This is a genomic window from Pseudomonas sp. PvP028, assembly GCF_017832255.1.
In the GTDB taxonomy this organism is placed as follows: Bacteria; Pseudomonadota; Gammaproteobacteria; order Pseudomonadales; family Pseudomonadaceae; genus Aquipseudomonas; species Aquipseudomonas syringae.
On the sequence record NZ_JAFIBL010000001.1, the window covers coordinates 5,709,367 to 5,723,861 of the forward strand.

General features: G+C 54.9%; 14 protein-coding genes and 1 pseudogene. 13 read left to right on the plus strand and 2 right to left on the minus strand.

Annotation, left to right across the window (positions count from 1 at the left end; genetic code table 11):
* The first annotated feature begins 4 nt into the window (after window positions 1-4).
* From JOE34_RS24390 to JOE34_RS24425, 8 genes and pseudogenes are all read left to right on the plus strand, one after another.
* Complete coding sequence (locus tag JOE34_RS24390) at window positions 5-397, plus strand: TIGR03750 family conjugal transfer protein (RefSeq protein ID WP_003425113.1); 393 nt, start codon at window positions 5-7, stop codon at window positions 395-397.
* A complete protein-coding gene (locus tag JOE34_RS24395) occupies window positions 394-1,062 on the plus strand; it encodes a PFL_4703 family integrating conjugative element protein (RefSeq protein WP_016567465.1) in 669 nt (222 codons plus the stop codon). Before JOE34_RS24390 ends, JOE34_RS24395 begins: the two co-directional genes overlap by 4 nt.
* Window positions 1,059-1,982, plus strand: a complete 924-nt coding sequence (locus JOE34_RS24400; protein WP_003425117.1) for a TIGR03749 family integrating conjugative element protein — start codon at window positions 1,059-1,061, stop codon at window positions 1,980-1,982. Before JOE34_RS24395 ends, JOE34_RS24400 begins: the two co-directional genes overlap by 4 nt.
* The gene (locus JOE34_RS24405) at window positions 1,972-3,456 is read left to right on the plus strand and encodes a TIGR03752 family integrating conjugative element protein (protein ID WP_003425118.1); all 1,485 of its coding nucleotides are present in this window, start codon (window positions 1,972-1,974) and stop codon (window positions 3,454-3,456) included. Before JOE34_RS24400 ends, JOE34_RS24405 begins: the two co-directional genes overlap by 11 nt.
* Window positions 3,434-3,889 (plus strand): TIGR03751 family conjugal transfer lipoprotein, encoded by a 456-nt coding sequence (locus JOE34_RS24410; protein ID WP_209996773.1) that lies wholly within the window; start codon window positions 3,434-3,436, stop codon window positions 3,887-3,889. Before JOE34_RS24405 ends, JOE34_RS24410 begins: the two co-directional genes overlap by 23 nt.
* A complete protein-coding gene (locus JOE34_RS24415) occupies window positions 3,889-6,897 on the plus strand; it encodes a conjugative transfer ATPase (RefSeq protein ID WP_046265912.1) in 3,009 nt (1,002 codons plus the stop codon). The genes JOE34_RS24410 and JOE34_RS24415 overlap by 1 nt, the downstream gene beginning before the upstream one ends.
* Window positions 6,894-7,193 carry a hypothetical protein gene (locus tag JOE34_RS24420; protein ID WP_020342652.1) on the plus strand — a complete coding sequence of 100 codons (300 nt, stop codon included), beginning with the start codon at window positions 6,894-6,896 and terminating at the stop codon, window positions 7,191-7,193. Before JOE34_RS24415 ends, JOE34_RS24420 begins: the two co-directional genes overlap by 4 nt.
* A pseudogene (locus tag JOE34_RS24425) lies at window positions 7,190-7,887 on the plus strand (thioredoxin domain-containing protein). Before JOE34_RS24420 ends, JOE34_RS24425 begins: the two are co-directional and overlap by 4 nt.
* Here JOE34_RS24425 and JOE34_RS24430 read toward each other — a convergent pair.
* Complete coding sequence (locus JOE34_RS24430; RefSeq protein ID WP_032631769.1) at window positions 7,799-8,119, minus strand: hypothetical protein; 321 nt, start codon at window positions 8,117-8,119, stop codon at window positions 7,799-7,801. The pseudogene JOE34_RS24425 and the gene JOE34_RS24430 overlap by 89 nt on opposite strands.
* A 167-nt stretch (window positions 8,120-8,286) precedes the next feature.
* Window positions 8,287-9,084 carry a thioesterase family protein gene (locus JOE34_RS24435; RefSeq protein ID WP_046265914.1) on the minus strand — a complete coding sequence of 266 codons (798 nt, stop codon included), beginning with the start codon at window positions 9,082-9,084 and terminating at the stop codon, window positions 8,287-8,289.
* A gap of 204 nt (window positions 9,085-9,288) precedes the next feature.
* Between JOE34_RS24435 and JOE34_RS24440 the strand changes: the two genes are divergently transcribed.
* The 5 genes from JOE34_RS24440 (at window position 9,289) to JOE34_RS24460 (ending at window position 14,494) form a co-directional block, all read left to right on the plus strand.
* Window positions 9,289-9,945 carry an acyl-homoserine-lactone synthase gene (locus JOE34_RS24440; protein WP_024648298.1) on the plus strand — a complete coding sequence of 219 codons (657 nt, stop codon included), beginning with the start codon at window positions 9,289-9,291 and terminating at the stop codon, window positions 9,943-9,945.
* Window positions 9,946-10,381: 436 nt separating this feature from the next.
* Window positions 10,382-11,641: a beta-ketoacyl-ACP synthase II gene (gene fabF / locus JOE34_RS24445; protein ID WP_024648297.1), complete on the plus strand. Its 1,260-nt coding sequence runs from the start codon at window positions 10,382-10,384 to the stop codon at window positions 11,639-11,641.
* 624 nt (window positions 11,642-12,265) lie between these two features.
* Complete coding sequence (locus tag JOE34_RS24450) at window positions 12,266-12,958, plus strand: flavin reductase family protein (RefSeq protein WP_024648296.1); 693 nt, start codon at window positions 12,266-12,268, stop codon at window positions 12,956-12,958.
* Window positions 12,955-13,191 (plus strand): phosphopantetheine-binding protein, encoded by a 237-nt coding sequence (locus tag JOE34_RS24455; RefSeq protein WP_003345784.1) that lies wholly within the window; start codon window positions 12,955-12,957, stop codon window positions 13,189-13,191. Before JOE34_RS24450 ends, JOE34_RS24455 begins: the two co-directional genes overlap by 4 nt.
* 31 nt (window positions 13,192-13,222) lie before the next feature.
* Entirely contained in the window at window positions 13,223-14,494 is a 1,272-nt protein-coding gene (locus tag JOE34_RS24460) for a beta-ketoacyl-[acyl-carrier-protein] synthase family protein (protein WP_024648295.1), read from the plus strand.
* Window position 14,495 lies beyond the last annotated feature (1 nt).

The window sequence follows — 14,495 nt, forward strand, 5'->3', positions numbered from 1 at the left end:
TTCCATGACTGAGCTCCAGCAAGATCAGCATGAAGACGGCACCCTGCGTTTTCTGCCCAGTCGCTTGAACAATCAGCCCGTGGTGATTGGTGGCCTTACGGCGGATGAGATGTGGGCGACCGTATTCGGTTGCAGCGGCATAGGCTTTGTGATTGGTCTGCCGCTGGCCTTCATCATCACACCATCAATGCCCGTGGTATGCGCCTTGATAGGAGGAGTATTGGGACTGCTCATCGCATCTCGGGTATTGCGACGCCTCAAACGCGGTAGACCGGAGACATGGGTCTACCGCAGGTTGCAGCTGCAGACGGCAATGCTCGGCCCGACCTCATTCAACAAAGCCAACCTGGTCCTTCGATCAGGCAACTGGACTTGCCGCCGGAGCGAGCAACAATGAGCCGTTTCTTGAAGTTGGCCGACTCCCAACGTGCCCACATCAATAGCTTGAGGATAGCGATTGTCTTGATTGCGCTAGTGGCAGCAGGCCTTGGTTTCGGCTGGTGGAGTTCGCCGAAGCAATTGACCGTTCACGTTCCGCCAGATCTGCGGTCTGGAAGCACGCGAATGTGGTGGGATGTCCCTCCCCAATCGGTATACACATTCGGCCTGTATATCTTTCAGCAAATGAACCGGTGGCCGGTCGACGGCGAGCAGGACTACCAAGCAAATATCACCCGTTTGGATGCTTACATCACGCCATCTTGCAAGCATTACCTGCAGAGTGATTTTGAACTGCGCAGGTCTAGCGGTGAGCTACGCAAGCGCGTCCGGGGCGTGTACGAAATTCCAGGTCGAGGCTATGGAGATTCGCCCGAGATCAGGACGGTGACCAACTCTATCGACGACTGGACTGTCACGCTCGACATCACAGCCGACGAGTATTACGGCGGGCAGTTGGTCAAGCGTGCCCTCGCGAGATACCCGCTCCACGTTGTACGTATGGACGTCGACCCTGAAACCAATCCCTTCGGCTTGGCCTGGGATTGCTACAACGGCGCACCACAGCGTATCGAGGGCAATGTTGAAGCTCCCGCAACTCCGTCGAAAGGAGTCTTCAAATGAGTGTTTTGCGAGTACTCACATGCTCGACATTACTGATGGTGTTGGCTGGCAACGCCCAAGTCGCCTCGGCGGTCGAGATTCTCCGGTGGGAGCGGTTGCCGCTGGCAATTCCACTGCGCATCAATCAGGAACGCATCGTCTTCGTTGATCAGAATGTTCGTGTTGGACTCCCGCGCTCGCTGACTGAAAAGCTGCGGGTGCAGAGCACGGGCGGCGCGATCTACCTGTTTGCGAAGGAAGCTATAGAGCCCACTCGACTCCAGCTGCAGAATGCCAAGACCGGCGAGATCATTCTGGTGGACATCGCTGCTACAGAGGCACCGACCGATCAACCGGCGCTGGAGCCGGTGAAGATTGTGGAAGGTGAAACATCATCCGCACGCTACGGAGGGGCTGCTACAGCACGCTCGGCGAAGGCCACGACAAAGAGCACGGATTCAACCAGCCGATCGAACGATGAAGAGGATGAACCAGAGGAAGTGGTCAAGCGAGAAACGCCCGTCCCAGTTGTCCTCACACGCTATGCAGCCCAGATGCTCTATGCACCATTGCGCACCGTCGAGCCTGTGGACGGCATTGCCCAGGTGAAGGTTGAGCGCAGCCTGGATCTGACCACCCTGCTTCCCACTCTACCTGTCAAATCCACACCCTTAGGCGCATGGCGTCTGGATGATTTTTGGGTGACTGCCGTCAAGCTGCAGAATCAGACGGCGCAGCGCATCACGCTTGACCCTCGCGAGCTCATGGGTGAATTCGTCACTGCAGCGTTTCAACATCCGTATCTTGGATCACGCGGCGATGCCAGTGACACCACGACCTTGTACCTGGTCACGCGGGGACACGGGCTGACACAGGCGGCCGTATTCTCGGCGACCCAAGCAGATCCGCGTGCAGCGCAAGGAGCGAAGCATGAAAGGTAATCCGCTGCTCAAGTACCTGGTGATTCCATTCCTCCTGCTTGTGATTTTCGTCGGCATCAAATCACTGGGAAGTGCCCCCGCACCAAGTACCGAAACCCCTGCTCCAAAACTGACGGCTGAGCAAGCCAAAGCCCTTGGTGTGGAAGGCGACACGCCGAGCGACACGCTGCGCACGGTCGTCGCTGAAGGACGCGAGCTCAAGCAGCAGATCACCGACGTCATCGCACAGAACACTGCGGTCAAACAGGATAACGAGACCCTCAAACAACGACTGGCAAACATTGATCAGACCGTCGACCAGCGCCTTAAAAACGCCCAGGAGCAGTTCAAGCTGGATAGTCAGCAGCAACAGCAGAGCGTGTTGGAGGGCTTGCGCAAACAGATGGATGAACTGACCCGAATGGGACAAAACAATAATTCCAATTCGGATTTACCAATTGGGTTGGGTGTTCAGCCAGGTGATGGCCAACAGTTCAAATCGGAAACAAACGGTTCAGACATCGTGTGGATCGATCCACAGGACGCGACGGCCCTGGATAGCAATGGCAAACCGATCACTGCCGGCAATAGCGTCCCCGCGAGCGCCTACAGCTTTCCTACAGCCTTCGGCGAGTCCGTGGACCGAGGACAGAAAGCGCTCACGACAGGTGCTCAGTCTGTCCGCGATGACATGGGTGGCCAGCAACAGGAGCGTAAGAAGGTACGACGTGCCTACACCCTCCCTCAAAACTCGACGTTGATGGGCTCGGTGGCCATGTCCGCGTTGATCGGCCGGGTTCCTGTTGATGGGACGGTTAATGACCCCTACCCGTTCAAGGTGCTGATCGGTCCGGACAACCTGACTGCCAATGGCATCGACCTTCCTGACGTAGCCGGTGCGGTGGCCAGCGGTACAGCGTCCGGCGACTGGACCCTCTCATGCGTGCGGGGGCAGATCAAAAGTCTGACCTTCGTGTTTACCGACGGCACTGTCCGCACGTTGCCGGCACCGGTTCAGGGTGGCAATCAACAGAACAACAACCAGAACAACTCTGGAGACCAACAACCCATCCAGGGTGGCCTTGGCTGGATCAGTGATCCATACGGCATTCCATGTATTGCGGGCGAGCGACGCAGCAATGCGCAGCAGTACATCGGTTCACAAGCCCTCATCACCGCAGCAGGCGCTGGAGCAGCATCGTTGATCAAGACCGAGGGAAGCACCTCCTCATACGTCTCAAACGCTTCTGGGACGCTTGGTAGCACCGGTTTGTCTGGTAACGAGGCGATGGGGAAGATCCTGACCCAAGGAGTCACGGACGTTTCGAGCTGGGTTAACAAACTCTACGGACAAGCGTTCGCGGCCATTTATGTCCTGCCTGGTGCGCAAGTCTCACTGCACATCGATCAAGAGCTGGAAATTGACTACGAACTCAAAGGCCGCAAGGTCAAGTACGCCTCAGGAGCGAACCATGCCAATGCCAACCTGGATTGATCACTTGGGCTCAGCGCGCAGCGCGCTGATGTATTGCCTTTTCACGGCGGGCTTGCTGGCTGGATGCTCGACAAACAAAGAGCAAATGCTGCCGCATGGTCAAAACACCATGATGGACGTTTGGAACCAAGGAACGACCGGTTCGGCGGGAAGCGCTAGTGGCCGGCAGTTGCTCGATGCTCGCTCGGAGTTGCGCCGTCCAATCGATGTACGTGCTACCCAGCCCTTGCAGGACAGCGCGGCCTACACCCGTACCGCTCAAAACGAGATCTACAGCCAGTTCAAACGACTACCCAATCCGGATCTTGTCATGTACGTGTTTCCGCACCTTGCGGGCTCCGATCCAGCACCAGTCCCTGGCTACACCACTGTTTTCCCGCTCTATCAGCGTGTGCAGTACGCCATGCCTGGCGAGCGGGTTGAGGACTACTGATGACTCTTTTTCAACGGCTCAAAAGCCGCGCGTCCCTCAATTCAGCTACGCAAACGGATATAGCGGGCGACCCTCTGCTGAGCGAGCCTGCAGCGGTCGAACTTGAACAGCCTGAAGATGATCTGGTTGAGGATTTGAAAGCCTCAGATCAAAACGATGTGGATGCGGCACTTGAGCGTTACCTAAAGCGACTTGAGGATCAGGGCATACCCGCGCCTGGCGATTGGAGAAACCCGAAGCAGAAGCCTGCCACGGTTGGCGACGTCGCCGCGCTGTACGACGTCAAGCCGAGCTTTGTAGACCTCCTTCCATGGATTGAGTACCTGCCAGCGGAGCAAGCGATGCTGCTTGAGGATGGCAAATCCTTGGCAGCATTCTTCGAACTGACTCCGATCGGCACTGAAGGCCGTGATCCCGAATGGCTTCGCAAGGTGCGCGATGCCCTGGAGAACGCGCTGCAAAATAGTTTTGACGAGCTCGATACCTCACCTTGGGTTGTGCAGTTCTACGCGAAGGACGAAACCAGCTGGGATGACTACCTTCGGAACCTGCGTGAATACATCCGACCACAGGCTAAAGGCAGCCCGTTCTCGGAGCTGTATCTGGATCTGTTCAAGCATCACCTCGATGCAATCGCCAAACCTGGTGGTCTTTTTGAAGACACCACAGTTTCAAAATTGCCTTGGCGTGGCCAGCAGCGCCGAGTGCGGGTAGTCGTGTATCGCCGGGTAGTCGGTGATGCAGCGTTCCGTGGCCAAACCCCTGCCATGCACCTGGACAACATTTGTCAGCGCTTCACTGGAGGTCTGGCCAACGCCGGCATTAAAAGCAAACGGATGGACGGTTACGACATCCGACACTGGCTCCTGCAGTGGTTCAACCCTCACCCCGATCACCTGGGAACGACGCTCAAAGACTTTGATCGCTTCTTTCAACTGGTGAACAAACGCACAGAGGATGCCGGCGAGGATCTCCCACTGCTCACTGGCGACGACTTCGCACAGGGACTCTTTTATCGAGAGCCAAAATCCGACAGTCAAAAAGGCTTGTGGTACTTCGATGGCCAGCCTCACAGAGTCATCATGCTGGATCGGCTGCGCGAAGCCCCGAAGACCGGTCACCTGACTGGCGAAACACGTAAAGGCGGTGATGCCTTGCATGCCCTGTTCGACAAGTTGCCTGAGGACACTGTGTTGGCCATCACCCTGGTCATCACCCCTCAGGACGTGCTGGAGGCTCATCTTGAGAAGCTGGCACGCAAGTCGGTGGGTGACAACCAAGCTTCACTACTGACCCGCGAAGCGGTAAACGATGCCAGGAAACTGATCGGTCGTGAGCACAAGCTGTACCGAGGCAGCATCGCCTTTTACCTCAAGGGAAATGACGAAGCACAGCTCACCGCGCGCAGCATGCAGTTGACCAACGCATTGCTGGGTGCCGGTATGGAACCCGTAGCATCTGACGACGAGGTGGCCCCACTCAACAGCTACCTCCGTTGGCTTCCCGGGAACTTCGACGTAAATCAAAAGCGAGCCATGGACTGGTACGTGCAGATGATGCTCGCCCAGCATATTGCAAACCTGTGCCCTGTGTGGGGTCGCTCCAGTGGTACCGGGCATCCTGGCATCACGCTATTCAACCGTGGTGGGGCTCCACTGACATTTGATCCATTCAACAAGCTGGATCGTCAGATGAATGCCCACATGTTTCTGTTCGGCCCCACAGGGGCAGGTAAGTCCGCCACGTTGAATAACCTGCTCAACCAGCTCATTGCGGTTTACGCTCCCCGCCTGTTCATCGTCGAGGCGGGTAACAGTTTCGGTCTACTCGGGGATTTCGCGAAAAAGCTTGGGTTGACAGTCAACAGGATCAAGCTGGCCCCGAACTCAGGCGTTAGCCTGGCTCCGTTCGCCGACGCTATTCGCTTGGTAAACACACCGAGCCAGGTCAAGACCTTGGACGCTGATGACTTAGAGAGCTCTGACGAGGACATGAATGCCAAGCCCGATGAAGACGATGATGAACGGGATGTCCTCGGCGAGATGGAAATCGTAGCCCGTTTGATGATCACCGGCGGTGAGGAAAAAGAGGAAGCTCGGCTGACCCGGGCTGACCGCAGCGTAATCCGACAGTGCATCCTTGCAGCGGCCAGAATTTGCTCCGACGCCGATCGCACCGTCCTGACGGAAGATGTCCGTAATGCGTTGCGCGCGGCCGGGGAAGACACCTCCATCCCGGAGGGCAGACGCAATCGGATGCTTGAAATGGCCGAAGCCATGGACATGTTTTGCATGGGCGCCGACGGGGAGATGTTCAACCGTACCGGTACGCCTTGGCCTGAGGCAGATCTGACCATCGTCGACTTGGCCACCTACGCACGTGAGGGTTACAACGCCCAGTTGTCGATCGCTTACATCTCGCTGATCAACACCGTGAACAACATAGCGGAGCGTGATCAGTACAAGGGCCGTCCTCTGGTCAACGTGACAGACGAAGGCCACATCATTACCAAAAACCCCCTCCTCGCCCCTTACATTATGAAGATCACCAAAATGTGGCGAAAGCTCGGGGCCTGGTTCTGGCTGGCAACACAGAACATGGATGACTTTCCTCCCTCAACTGCACCAATGCTCAACATGATCGAGTGGTGGATCTGCTTGAACATGCCGCCTGACGAAGTGGAGAAGATCTCCCGTTTCCGTGAGCTCACACCTGCACAGAAGGGCTTGATGCTGTCAGCACGCAAAGAGAGCGGTAAATACACCGAAGGCGTGGTTCTTTCGAAATCGATGGAAGTCCTGTTTCGCGCTGTTCCGCCGAGCCTGTACCTGGCATTGGCCATGACCGAGCCTGAAGAGAAAAAACAGCGTTACGACCTGATGCAGTCCATGGGTGTCGACGAGTTGGGAGCTGCCCTGGAAGTAGCTGCAGATCTCGACCGGAAACGAGGTATTGAGCCCCTGAACATTACATTCCCAACACCCCGTGCATTGGAGAACCTGGCATGAGAGCCATGGATGCCCTGACTCAAAATCTGATCGACAGTCTGACTCAAATTCTTACGAACCCGCAGGAAGAATCCCTGATTGCATTGAAGATCTGCGCGCCGGTACTGATCGAGCACCTACAAGTCGTCAAACATGTAGCGGTTGATCGTCGAGAGATCCAATCCCAACTGCACAAAGCTCTGGACCAGTGGCTTGAGCATCACCCTCAGCCCGAAAGCGCCCAGAAAGCTCTTCTGACGCTGCTGGATCAGGAGCTGCTGGCAAAACAGCTTCTCGACAAAGAGGCCTCCGCATGAAGCGACCGACGCGCCGGAAAATCCTCTACTGCATCGGTGCGGTCGCCTTGGCTATCTCACCTTTTCTGCTGACCGAGGTGATGCAGTATCAGCCTGGCGTCACAGGTGACCCCGTGGCGCCGGCAGCCGATCAGAAGAGACATAGTGGCGGATGGGTATACGGGAGCCGTGGCGCCCGTTTCACCATCGTCGAATATGCAGATCTGGAATGCCCCTACTGCAAGGATTACTTCCCACATCTCAAAGCCTGGGTTGATCAGCATCCAGACGTGAATCTTCAGTGGCACCATCTGCCCCTACCTATGCATGAGCCTGCAGCGAGCTATGAGGCTCGGTGGGCTGAGTGCGCGGGATTGAGAGAGGCAATGACGCTTTTTGGCTCGCAGTCGAGCTCATTTATCAGCGTACTCGGTCGAACGGTGCTGGAACTGCTGGCAATCCGCAGATCCCTGGCCTCGAAGATCGACAGCACTTCATTGATAACTGCGCTGCGAGTAACCCGTCTGTGCAACAGGCCGTCATTAGCCAGGCTCACAAGGCGAGCCAGGACGGCATCACAGCCACCCCTACGCTGGTCATCAAGGACAAACAATCTGGCCGCTCGATCAAGCTGCAGGGAGCACCTGACGGTGACGTGCTGCTCTCCGCAATGGACTGGCTGGCTTCGAGGCCGGCCGCTGGTGATCACCAGTGAACGCAAACGTCTTCATGAGCGAAGTATTGGTCCTCTCACACCAACCTAGCTGCACCAGCGCCTGATTGTCACTGCGCGCACCGATGCGCAGGGTCAAGACTTTGAGGCCGCCTTCGCCGGGATAGGCAAGGACTTTTTCCGCGACCTCCGGGCGGTTGTCAGCATGGGCGAATCCCGCGATAACGGCCAGAACCAAGCCCAGCAACGATGTCCATTTGCGATACATCAACATTTGTGGCCTCCTCGACAGTTTAATCCCGACCATTGAACTCAATGCTTCCGCCCCAGCCAAACGGCCCGGCCGTGGCCGCACAACAGTAAGGCCTTGATTCACAACAACTGATCAAGGTGGCCAATGTCGATATCATGTAACGCTGCCCACCAGCTCTGACGAACGCCCTAGCCAAACACGGCAATCGTTTGACGCCCGAGAGCCATCAGTTGCCCGTCGGCTGACCACACGCTTGCAGAGGAGGCGCAGTATCCCTGTTCCGCATATTCGCTGGAAAGCTGAATGGCAAACCAGGTGTCTGTGGGCTGATGCCGAAAGGGCTGGGCTAACTCGATGCTCCAAGTAAGAGTGCTAGTTGGGACCGGCCCATCGAAAAGTGACAAGGCTGAGGGTGGCCAGGCATCCATCACCGCCAGCAAATATGACTCGCTCGGCCTTGCTGTTTCGGACCCGTCTTTAAACCGAATCCACCCTCCCGTACGCCTGGATGTAGCTCCTGTGAAAGGCATTTCACCAATCCCCCAGCGGACATCAAAATTCTGCAGGTATAACGGTGTCACCTCGTGCAGGAAAGGCAACGGCTCGCACGCTTCGATCAAAGGCACCTCGAACCGGGCATCAGCCGCTAAGGCGAATGCCTGCTGCCGCGCTGCACCAAAGCAGGCCATTACAGTAGTGACGGTCTGGCCGTGCTGAATGATCCGGCATTGCAGATAGGTGATGCCGCGTCCCTCGCGCAATACCTCTGTGCTGAAGATCAGGGGCTCACCAATAATCACTGGCGCAACGAACGCAACTGAAAGTGATCGCAGAGCCCGTTCTGAAGGAACGTACGTAAGCATGGCTTCATGAGCCAAAGCAACCAAGACCCCTCCAAATACTGTTCGACCCTGCGACCATTCGCTCTCGATAACAAGTGGGCGAGAACGCAGGCGAACAGCTTCAATAAGGCTGTGAAGTTTCATAGTGGTCTACCGTGGAAGGAATAGTAGAGTTCATAACAAACCTGTTTTCTGAATAAAATGAAACGCCCACTAGCAAAAGCAATAGTCGGCGATCATCCTGCTAAAAAAAATGTAGCGTCTTTGCTTAGGTAGCGCAACTAGCAGTTTAGCTAGTTAATATATCTTTGTGCAAACTTCATAATTACCGCTTTGCGAGGAAGCTATATGATTATCGAAGTTGGCACACGCACCACCCTTGACAAAGATTGCCTTATGCGCATGCATAAACTCCGTGCACAGGTGTTTAAAGACAGAAAGCGCTGGGATGTTTCGATCATAGCCGATATGGAAATCGACGGGTATGACGCACTTGATCCCTATTATCTTATACTTGAAGACAAGGACGCGCCGCAACAGCAATTCGGTTGCTGGCGGATCCTGCCAACGACCGGCCCTTACATGCTCAAGAACACTTTTCCGGAACTATTGCATGGGGTTGATGCCCCGCACTCAACCCATATTTGGGAGCTAAGCCGCTTTGCCATCCTTGCACGCGATAAGCAATGCCATGATTTGTCACGCGACTCGCTTCTGGCAATCAGGGCGGTGATTAAATTCGCAATCGCACATGACGTAGATGAGTTTGTGACTGTGACTACTTTGGGCGTCGAAAAACTCCTGAGAAAAAAAGGGCTAGACATCAGCCGTTTCGGCCCAGCTATACGCATTGGCGTGGAAAACGCTATTGCCCTACGCATCCAGCTTAACCGCACGACATGCGAAAGTTTGGGCATCCCGACTGGCAGCGATCACCAGTGCTTGCACCGCCCGAATAGGTATAGCTTGGAGCACGGTGACCGGGCAACCTTTAACCTACTGTGATGAGCTTAAACGCTTAAACGTGAACTGCCATGCGGAGGCCAACGTCGCTAATGCGACCTAAGTTGATAAGTCAGAACATCGCGACGAGGAACGTGTGGAGGGTGCGCCGACGAATATTAGCTGGCTCCATATTACAGCGCACAATCGACGAGAAACTCGATGCCTCGAAGTGCTCACTCGAGCCGTATGGATGAGACAAGAACTAAATCTGAACGTAATTGTGGGTGTCGACGTGTGTGAATCGCAGCTGGGAGCGACTTGAGGAAAGTCGGGCTTTTCCAAAACGTCTCGAGGTCGACTATCAGATTTGATAGTCGACGCTCCGAATGGTTGACCCAAGGTGGAGGTAACTATCAAATACCCGATTTGATCACGCCACGGTAGGCCTGACAAAAGCTCTCCAAAGGTCAGACATCGAGAATAGAGGAAATAACTTATGGCAAAGCGAATTGTAATCACAGGAATGGGTGCGGTTTCGCCGCTGGGCGTGGGTGTCGAGCGGAGCTGGGAGCGCCTACTGCAGGGTAAGTCCGGTGTCCGCGCCATTGAACCGTTCGGCGAACTTCCCGTGCGCATCGCGGGTACCGTACAGGACAAGAAGAACGACTCCGAAGCCGGATTCGACGCGCATCAATTCGTCGAGCCTAAAGAGGCGCGACGCATGGACCGATTCATTATTTTCGCCCTTGCGGCCGCCAGCGAGGCGATCGAGCAAGCGGGATGGAGCCCAACTGAGGAGCAGAAGAAACGCACCGCGACCGTTATTGCGTCGGGAATCGGCGGATTGCATTTTGTCCGGGACACCGTCAACACTATCAACGCCAGTGGTCACCGACGTATTTCTCCCTTCACTGTTCCCGGCTTTTTGGTGAACATGGCAGCAGGGCAGGTTTCTATCAAATATGGCTTCAAGGGACCGCTAGGGGCACCGGCTACCGCTTGTGCTGCTGGCGTCCAGGCCATCGGCGATGCAGTGCGCATGATTCAGAACGGCGAAGCCGATGTCGCGATTTGCGGTGGTAGCGAAGCCTGCATCAACGAAGTCAGCATTGGTGGCTTTGTAGCAGCGAAGGCCATGGCCACATCCTTCAACGACCGTCCTGCTGAAGCTTCCCGCCCATTCGATGCCGATCGGGATGGGTTTGTGATCGCAGAGGGTGCCGGGTTAATGGTGATCGAGACGCTAGAACACGCCTTAGCCCGCAACGCAACGCCGCTTGCGGAGATAGTTGGCTACGGCACCAGTGCGGATGCCTACCATGTCACCGCCGCTCCTCCTGATGGCGAAGGCGCTCAACAGTGCATGCGCGCCGCACTTGCTCAGGGAGGCATTGAACCCAGCAAGGTTGGGTACATCAATGCCCACTCGACGTCGACACCAGTTGGTGACAAAGGTGAACTGGCGGCGATTAAAGCGGTGTTCGGCGCTAATAACGTTGCCGTCTCATCCACTAAGTCTTCAACCGGCCATCTACTAGGTGCCGCTGGCGGATTGGCAAGTATCTTCACCGTCAAGTCGCTCGGCGATCAGGTAGCGCCATTCAATCTAAACTGCCACAAGCCGGACGACGACGCTGAGCACATCGATCTTGTGCTGGGTGAGCCGCGCTTCATGCCAATTCACTATGCACTCTGCAACGGCTTTGGTTTTGGCGGCGTGAATGCCAGTTTGCTGCTCAAGGTCTGGCGCCGCTGATTGCGGATTTCCCACCGTGAAACGTGAACTATCCACCTAGACACTGGCGGGACCAGGGCGTACATCGCGCCTAAACCCGCTGCCGGCTTGAAGATACATCCGGACTTGGTGAATTTTGCCAATATAAAGTCAGTCTTCCTACCGCGACGACGCCTGACGCTTCGTCGTGTCTGCCCAAGCTTTGATTAGCCGAGCAAGCTTAGGCTAGGGATCACGCGCGAAGGATCACCGAGCAGCGGCTGTTTCAAGGGAGCTTAGGTTCAGGTGTTCTAGATCCTCGTTTATCCCGTCTAGTCAAATGGCTTGCCCAACCCTCTCCATCAGTTTGAATATTAAAGCCCAGCGGTATCCCAAACGGATGCACGTAAAAAAAAAACAGTCAGGTGTCAATTAGACAATCTATTCATATAAAATAACGAACATACTAGCAGTTATATTAGCGCATGCAGCGTGGACACGGACCCTGCGCCCCTATTTAATATTACTATCAATAGCGACAGATATATGAGGCAGCGAGTATCGCACCTGTCATTCTAGCTACCATTTCAGATAGGCAAGGAAATTGATAGTTGACGCAAATCTTAACGACTGGAAATATACACACCGACATTTCGGAGACATCATATGAAGTATGACCCACAGGACAAAAACTGCCCTTTACCCTTTACACCGTTTCGAAGCTGCGTGGTACCGAGACCCATTGCTTGGATCTCTTCTATTGACGAAAAAGGTAACGAGAATCTCGCTCCCTTTAGTCAGTGTGGGATAATTACATTCGATCCGCCCATGGTCATGTTTTCCGCCAACCACTATCCCACCGGTCAACGAAAAGATTCAGCGGTTAATGCGGAAAAAACTGGATGGTTCGTATGGAACATGGCCACCGAAGCACTGAAAGAAGCCGTCAACATCTCAGCAATGATCGTGCCTTCAGATCAAAGCGAGTTCGAATTGGCCGGTTTGGAAAAGGTGAAAGCCGACCTTTCCAATGTTCCCATGGTGAAAGCCAGTCCATGCCACTTGGAGTGCCGCTACGTATCAACTACCGTCGTTCAGGGTAACGGTGAGCTAGGCACTGTGGACGTGATCATTGGAGAAGTGATCCGTGTACACATTAATGACAACTACATAACACCCGACGGACGCATGGATATCGAGAGCGTCCGCCCCATCGCGCGCATGGGCTATATAGACTACACCGTTATCAACAATACCTTCTCTATGGAGGTACCAATGACCGACGACGTTCGCAAGATTATGAATGAAATCATGGCCGGCAGCAGCAAGCAACCCATTAGTACAGGAAAAGACAAATGAACATCGCAACTGTCGTAAACAGTGTCATCGGAGAACTTACCGACTTTGAGATCGACCGCATCACCGAGCAAACCCTGATCAGTGATATTCACTTGGTTAGCCTCGATTACGTGAGCATCCAGGTCGCTCTGAAAAAAGAACTCGGCATTAGCATTGACGTTAACAAGCTACCGACTGCCAACCTTAATACCATTGGTGAGTTCTACCAGTTCTGCCGCGAAGCTAGCGTTTAGTCCTGTTAACAACACCGCACGGAACTGATGTTTGAAGGAGGTCGATGTGCAACGGAAGAAACGAGTCGTGGTAACTGGCTTTGGCTCGATATGTGCTCTGGGAGGAAACACTAATGAGATCTGGGAAGCGATCAAGGACTATCAACTTGGCTACGCGCTGCACCCGATGGCCGACCCATCAGTCACTGCGAAGTTCTACGGCAAGATCAAATTCCCGATAACGCTTAACAGCGTCCCTAAGCGTATCGCGAAGAACCTGCCGCGTTACGCAAGGATTGGTATGGTAGCTGCGGAGCAGGCAATTCAGATGGCATTCGGCGACAACCCGGTCGATACCATGGATAAATACTACTCACCGTTCGAAAGGGGGGTGGTCTTCGGTACCGGTTGGGGGGGCGTCGACTCCACGATCGAAAACAACGATATCTACGTGGATACGGGGCTAGCATCGCCGCTTAGCACGATTTTCTCGATGCACAGTGTGTGGACCGGGTCCGCCTCGATGGCCTGGAATATGCGTGGATATCAGAACACCCTAGTTGCCGCCTGTGCCACAGGCAACATCGCCATCGGGGATGCCTGCGAGCTGATTCGCAACGGCCGCGCGAAATGCATGCTGGCCGGTGGGAGCGAAAGCATCACTGGGGCATACAACGTCTGGTCAGTTGACATTTTGGGGGCCTTGAGCAAAGAACAACTGGACCCCGTGAAAGCATGCTGCCCGTTCAGCCTGGGCCGTAGCGGCTTTGTGCTTTCGGAAGGTAGCGCGGTATTGGTGCTTGAGGAGTTGGACGAGGCTCTCAAGCGAGGCGCCACTATCTACGCCGAGATTGGCGGCTACGCCAACTATTCAGATGCATACGATATCACTGCGCCTGCCGAAGACCTGCTGGGCCGCTCAATGTCGATCCAAGGAGCTATCCAGGATGCCGGCCTTGGTCTGGCGGATATTGATTACATAAATGCCCATGGCACGTCGACCCAACTTAATGATCTGAACGAGACTAACACTATTAAGAAAGTGTTTGGCGAACAAGCCCACAGCATTCCCGTTTCCAGCACCAAGTCCTACACCGGTCACTTAATCGCCGCGGCTGGAGCAATCGAAACCGTCTTCTGCATCAAGACGATTCTCACAAAAATGGCACCCGCCACCATTAATCTGAACCAAGCCGACCCTGACTGTGACCTGGACTACATCCCCAATACACACCGGTACTTGGACGACGTCAACCACGTCTTGAACATCAACTACGGCTTCGGCGGCGCGAACAGTTGCCTTGTCGTGAGTAGGTATCACTGAT

Bases quoted from the DNA above. Each gene is read 5' to 3' on its own strand.
- JOE34_RS24390 (WP_003425113.1), top strand. From the start codon at position 5: ATGACTGAGCTCCAGCAAGATCAGCATGAAGACGGCACCCTGCGTTTT.
- JOE34_RS24420 (WP_020342652.1), top strand. From the start codon at position 6,894: ATGAGAGCCATGGATGCCCTGACTCAAAATCTGATCGACAGTCTGACT.
- JOE34_RS24455 (WP_003345784.1), top strand. From the start codon at position 12,955: ATGAACATCGCAACTGTCGTAAACAGTGTCATCGGAGAACTTACCGAC.
- JOE34_RS24395 (WP_016567465.1), top strand. From the start codon at position 394: ATGAGCCGTTTCTTGAAGTTGGCCGACTCCCAACGTGCCCACATCAAT.
- JOE34_RS24415 (WP_046265912.1), top strand. From the start codon at position 3,889: ATGACTCTTTTTCAACGGCTCAAAAGCCGCGCGTCCCTCAATTCAGCT.
- fabF (WP_024648297.1), top strand. From the start codon at position 10,382: ATGGCAAAGCGAATTGTAATCACAGGAATGGGTGCGGTTTCGCCGCTG.
- JOE34_RS24430 (WP_032631769.1), bottom strand. From the start codon at position 8,119: ATGTTGATGTATCGCAAATGGACATCGTTGCTGGGCTTGGTTCTGGCC.
- JOE34_RS24405 (WP_003425118.1), top strand. From the start codon at position 1,972: ATGAAAGGTAATCCGCTGCTCAAGTACCTGGTGATTCCATTCCTCCTG.
- JOE34_RS24400 (WP_003425117.1), top strand. From the start codon at position 1,059: ATGAGTGTTTTGCGAGTACTCACATGCTCGACATTACTGATGGTGTTG.
- JOE34_RS24450 (WP_024648296.1), top strand. From the start codon at position 12,266: ATGAAGTATGACCCACAGGACAAAAACTGCCCTTTACCCTTTACACCG.
- JOE34_RS24440 (WP_024648298.1), top strand. From the start codon at position 9,289: ATGATTATCGAAGTTGGCACACGCACCACCCTTGACAAAGATTGCCTT.
- JOE34_RS24410 (WP_209996773.1), top strand. From the start codon at position 3,434: ATGCCAATGCCAACCTGGATTGATCACTTGGGCTCAGCGCGCAGCGCG.
- JOE34_RS24435 (WP_046265914.1), bottom strand. From the start codon at position 9,084: ATGAAACTTCACAGCCTTATTGAAGCTGTTCGCCTGCGTTCTCGCCCA.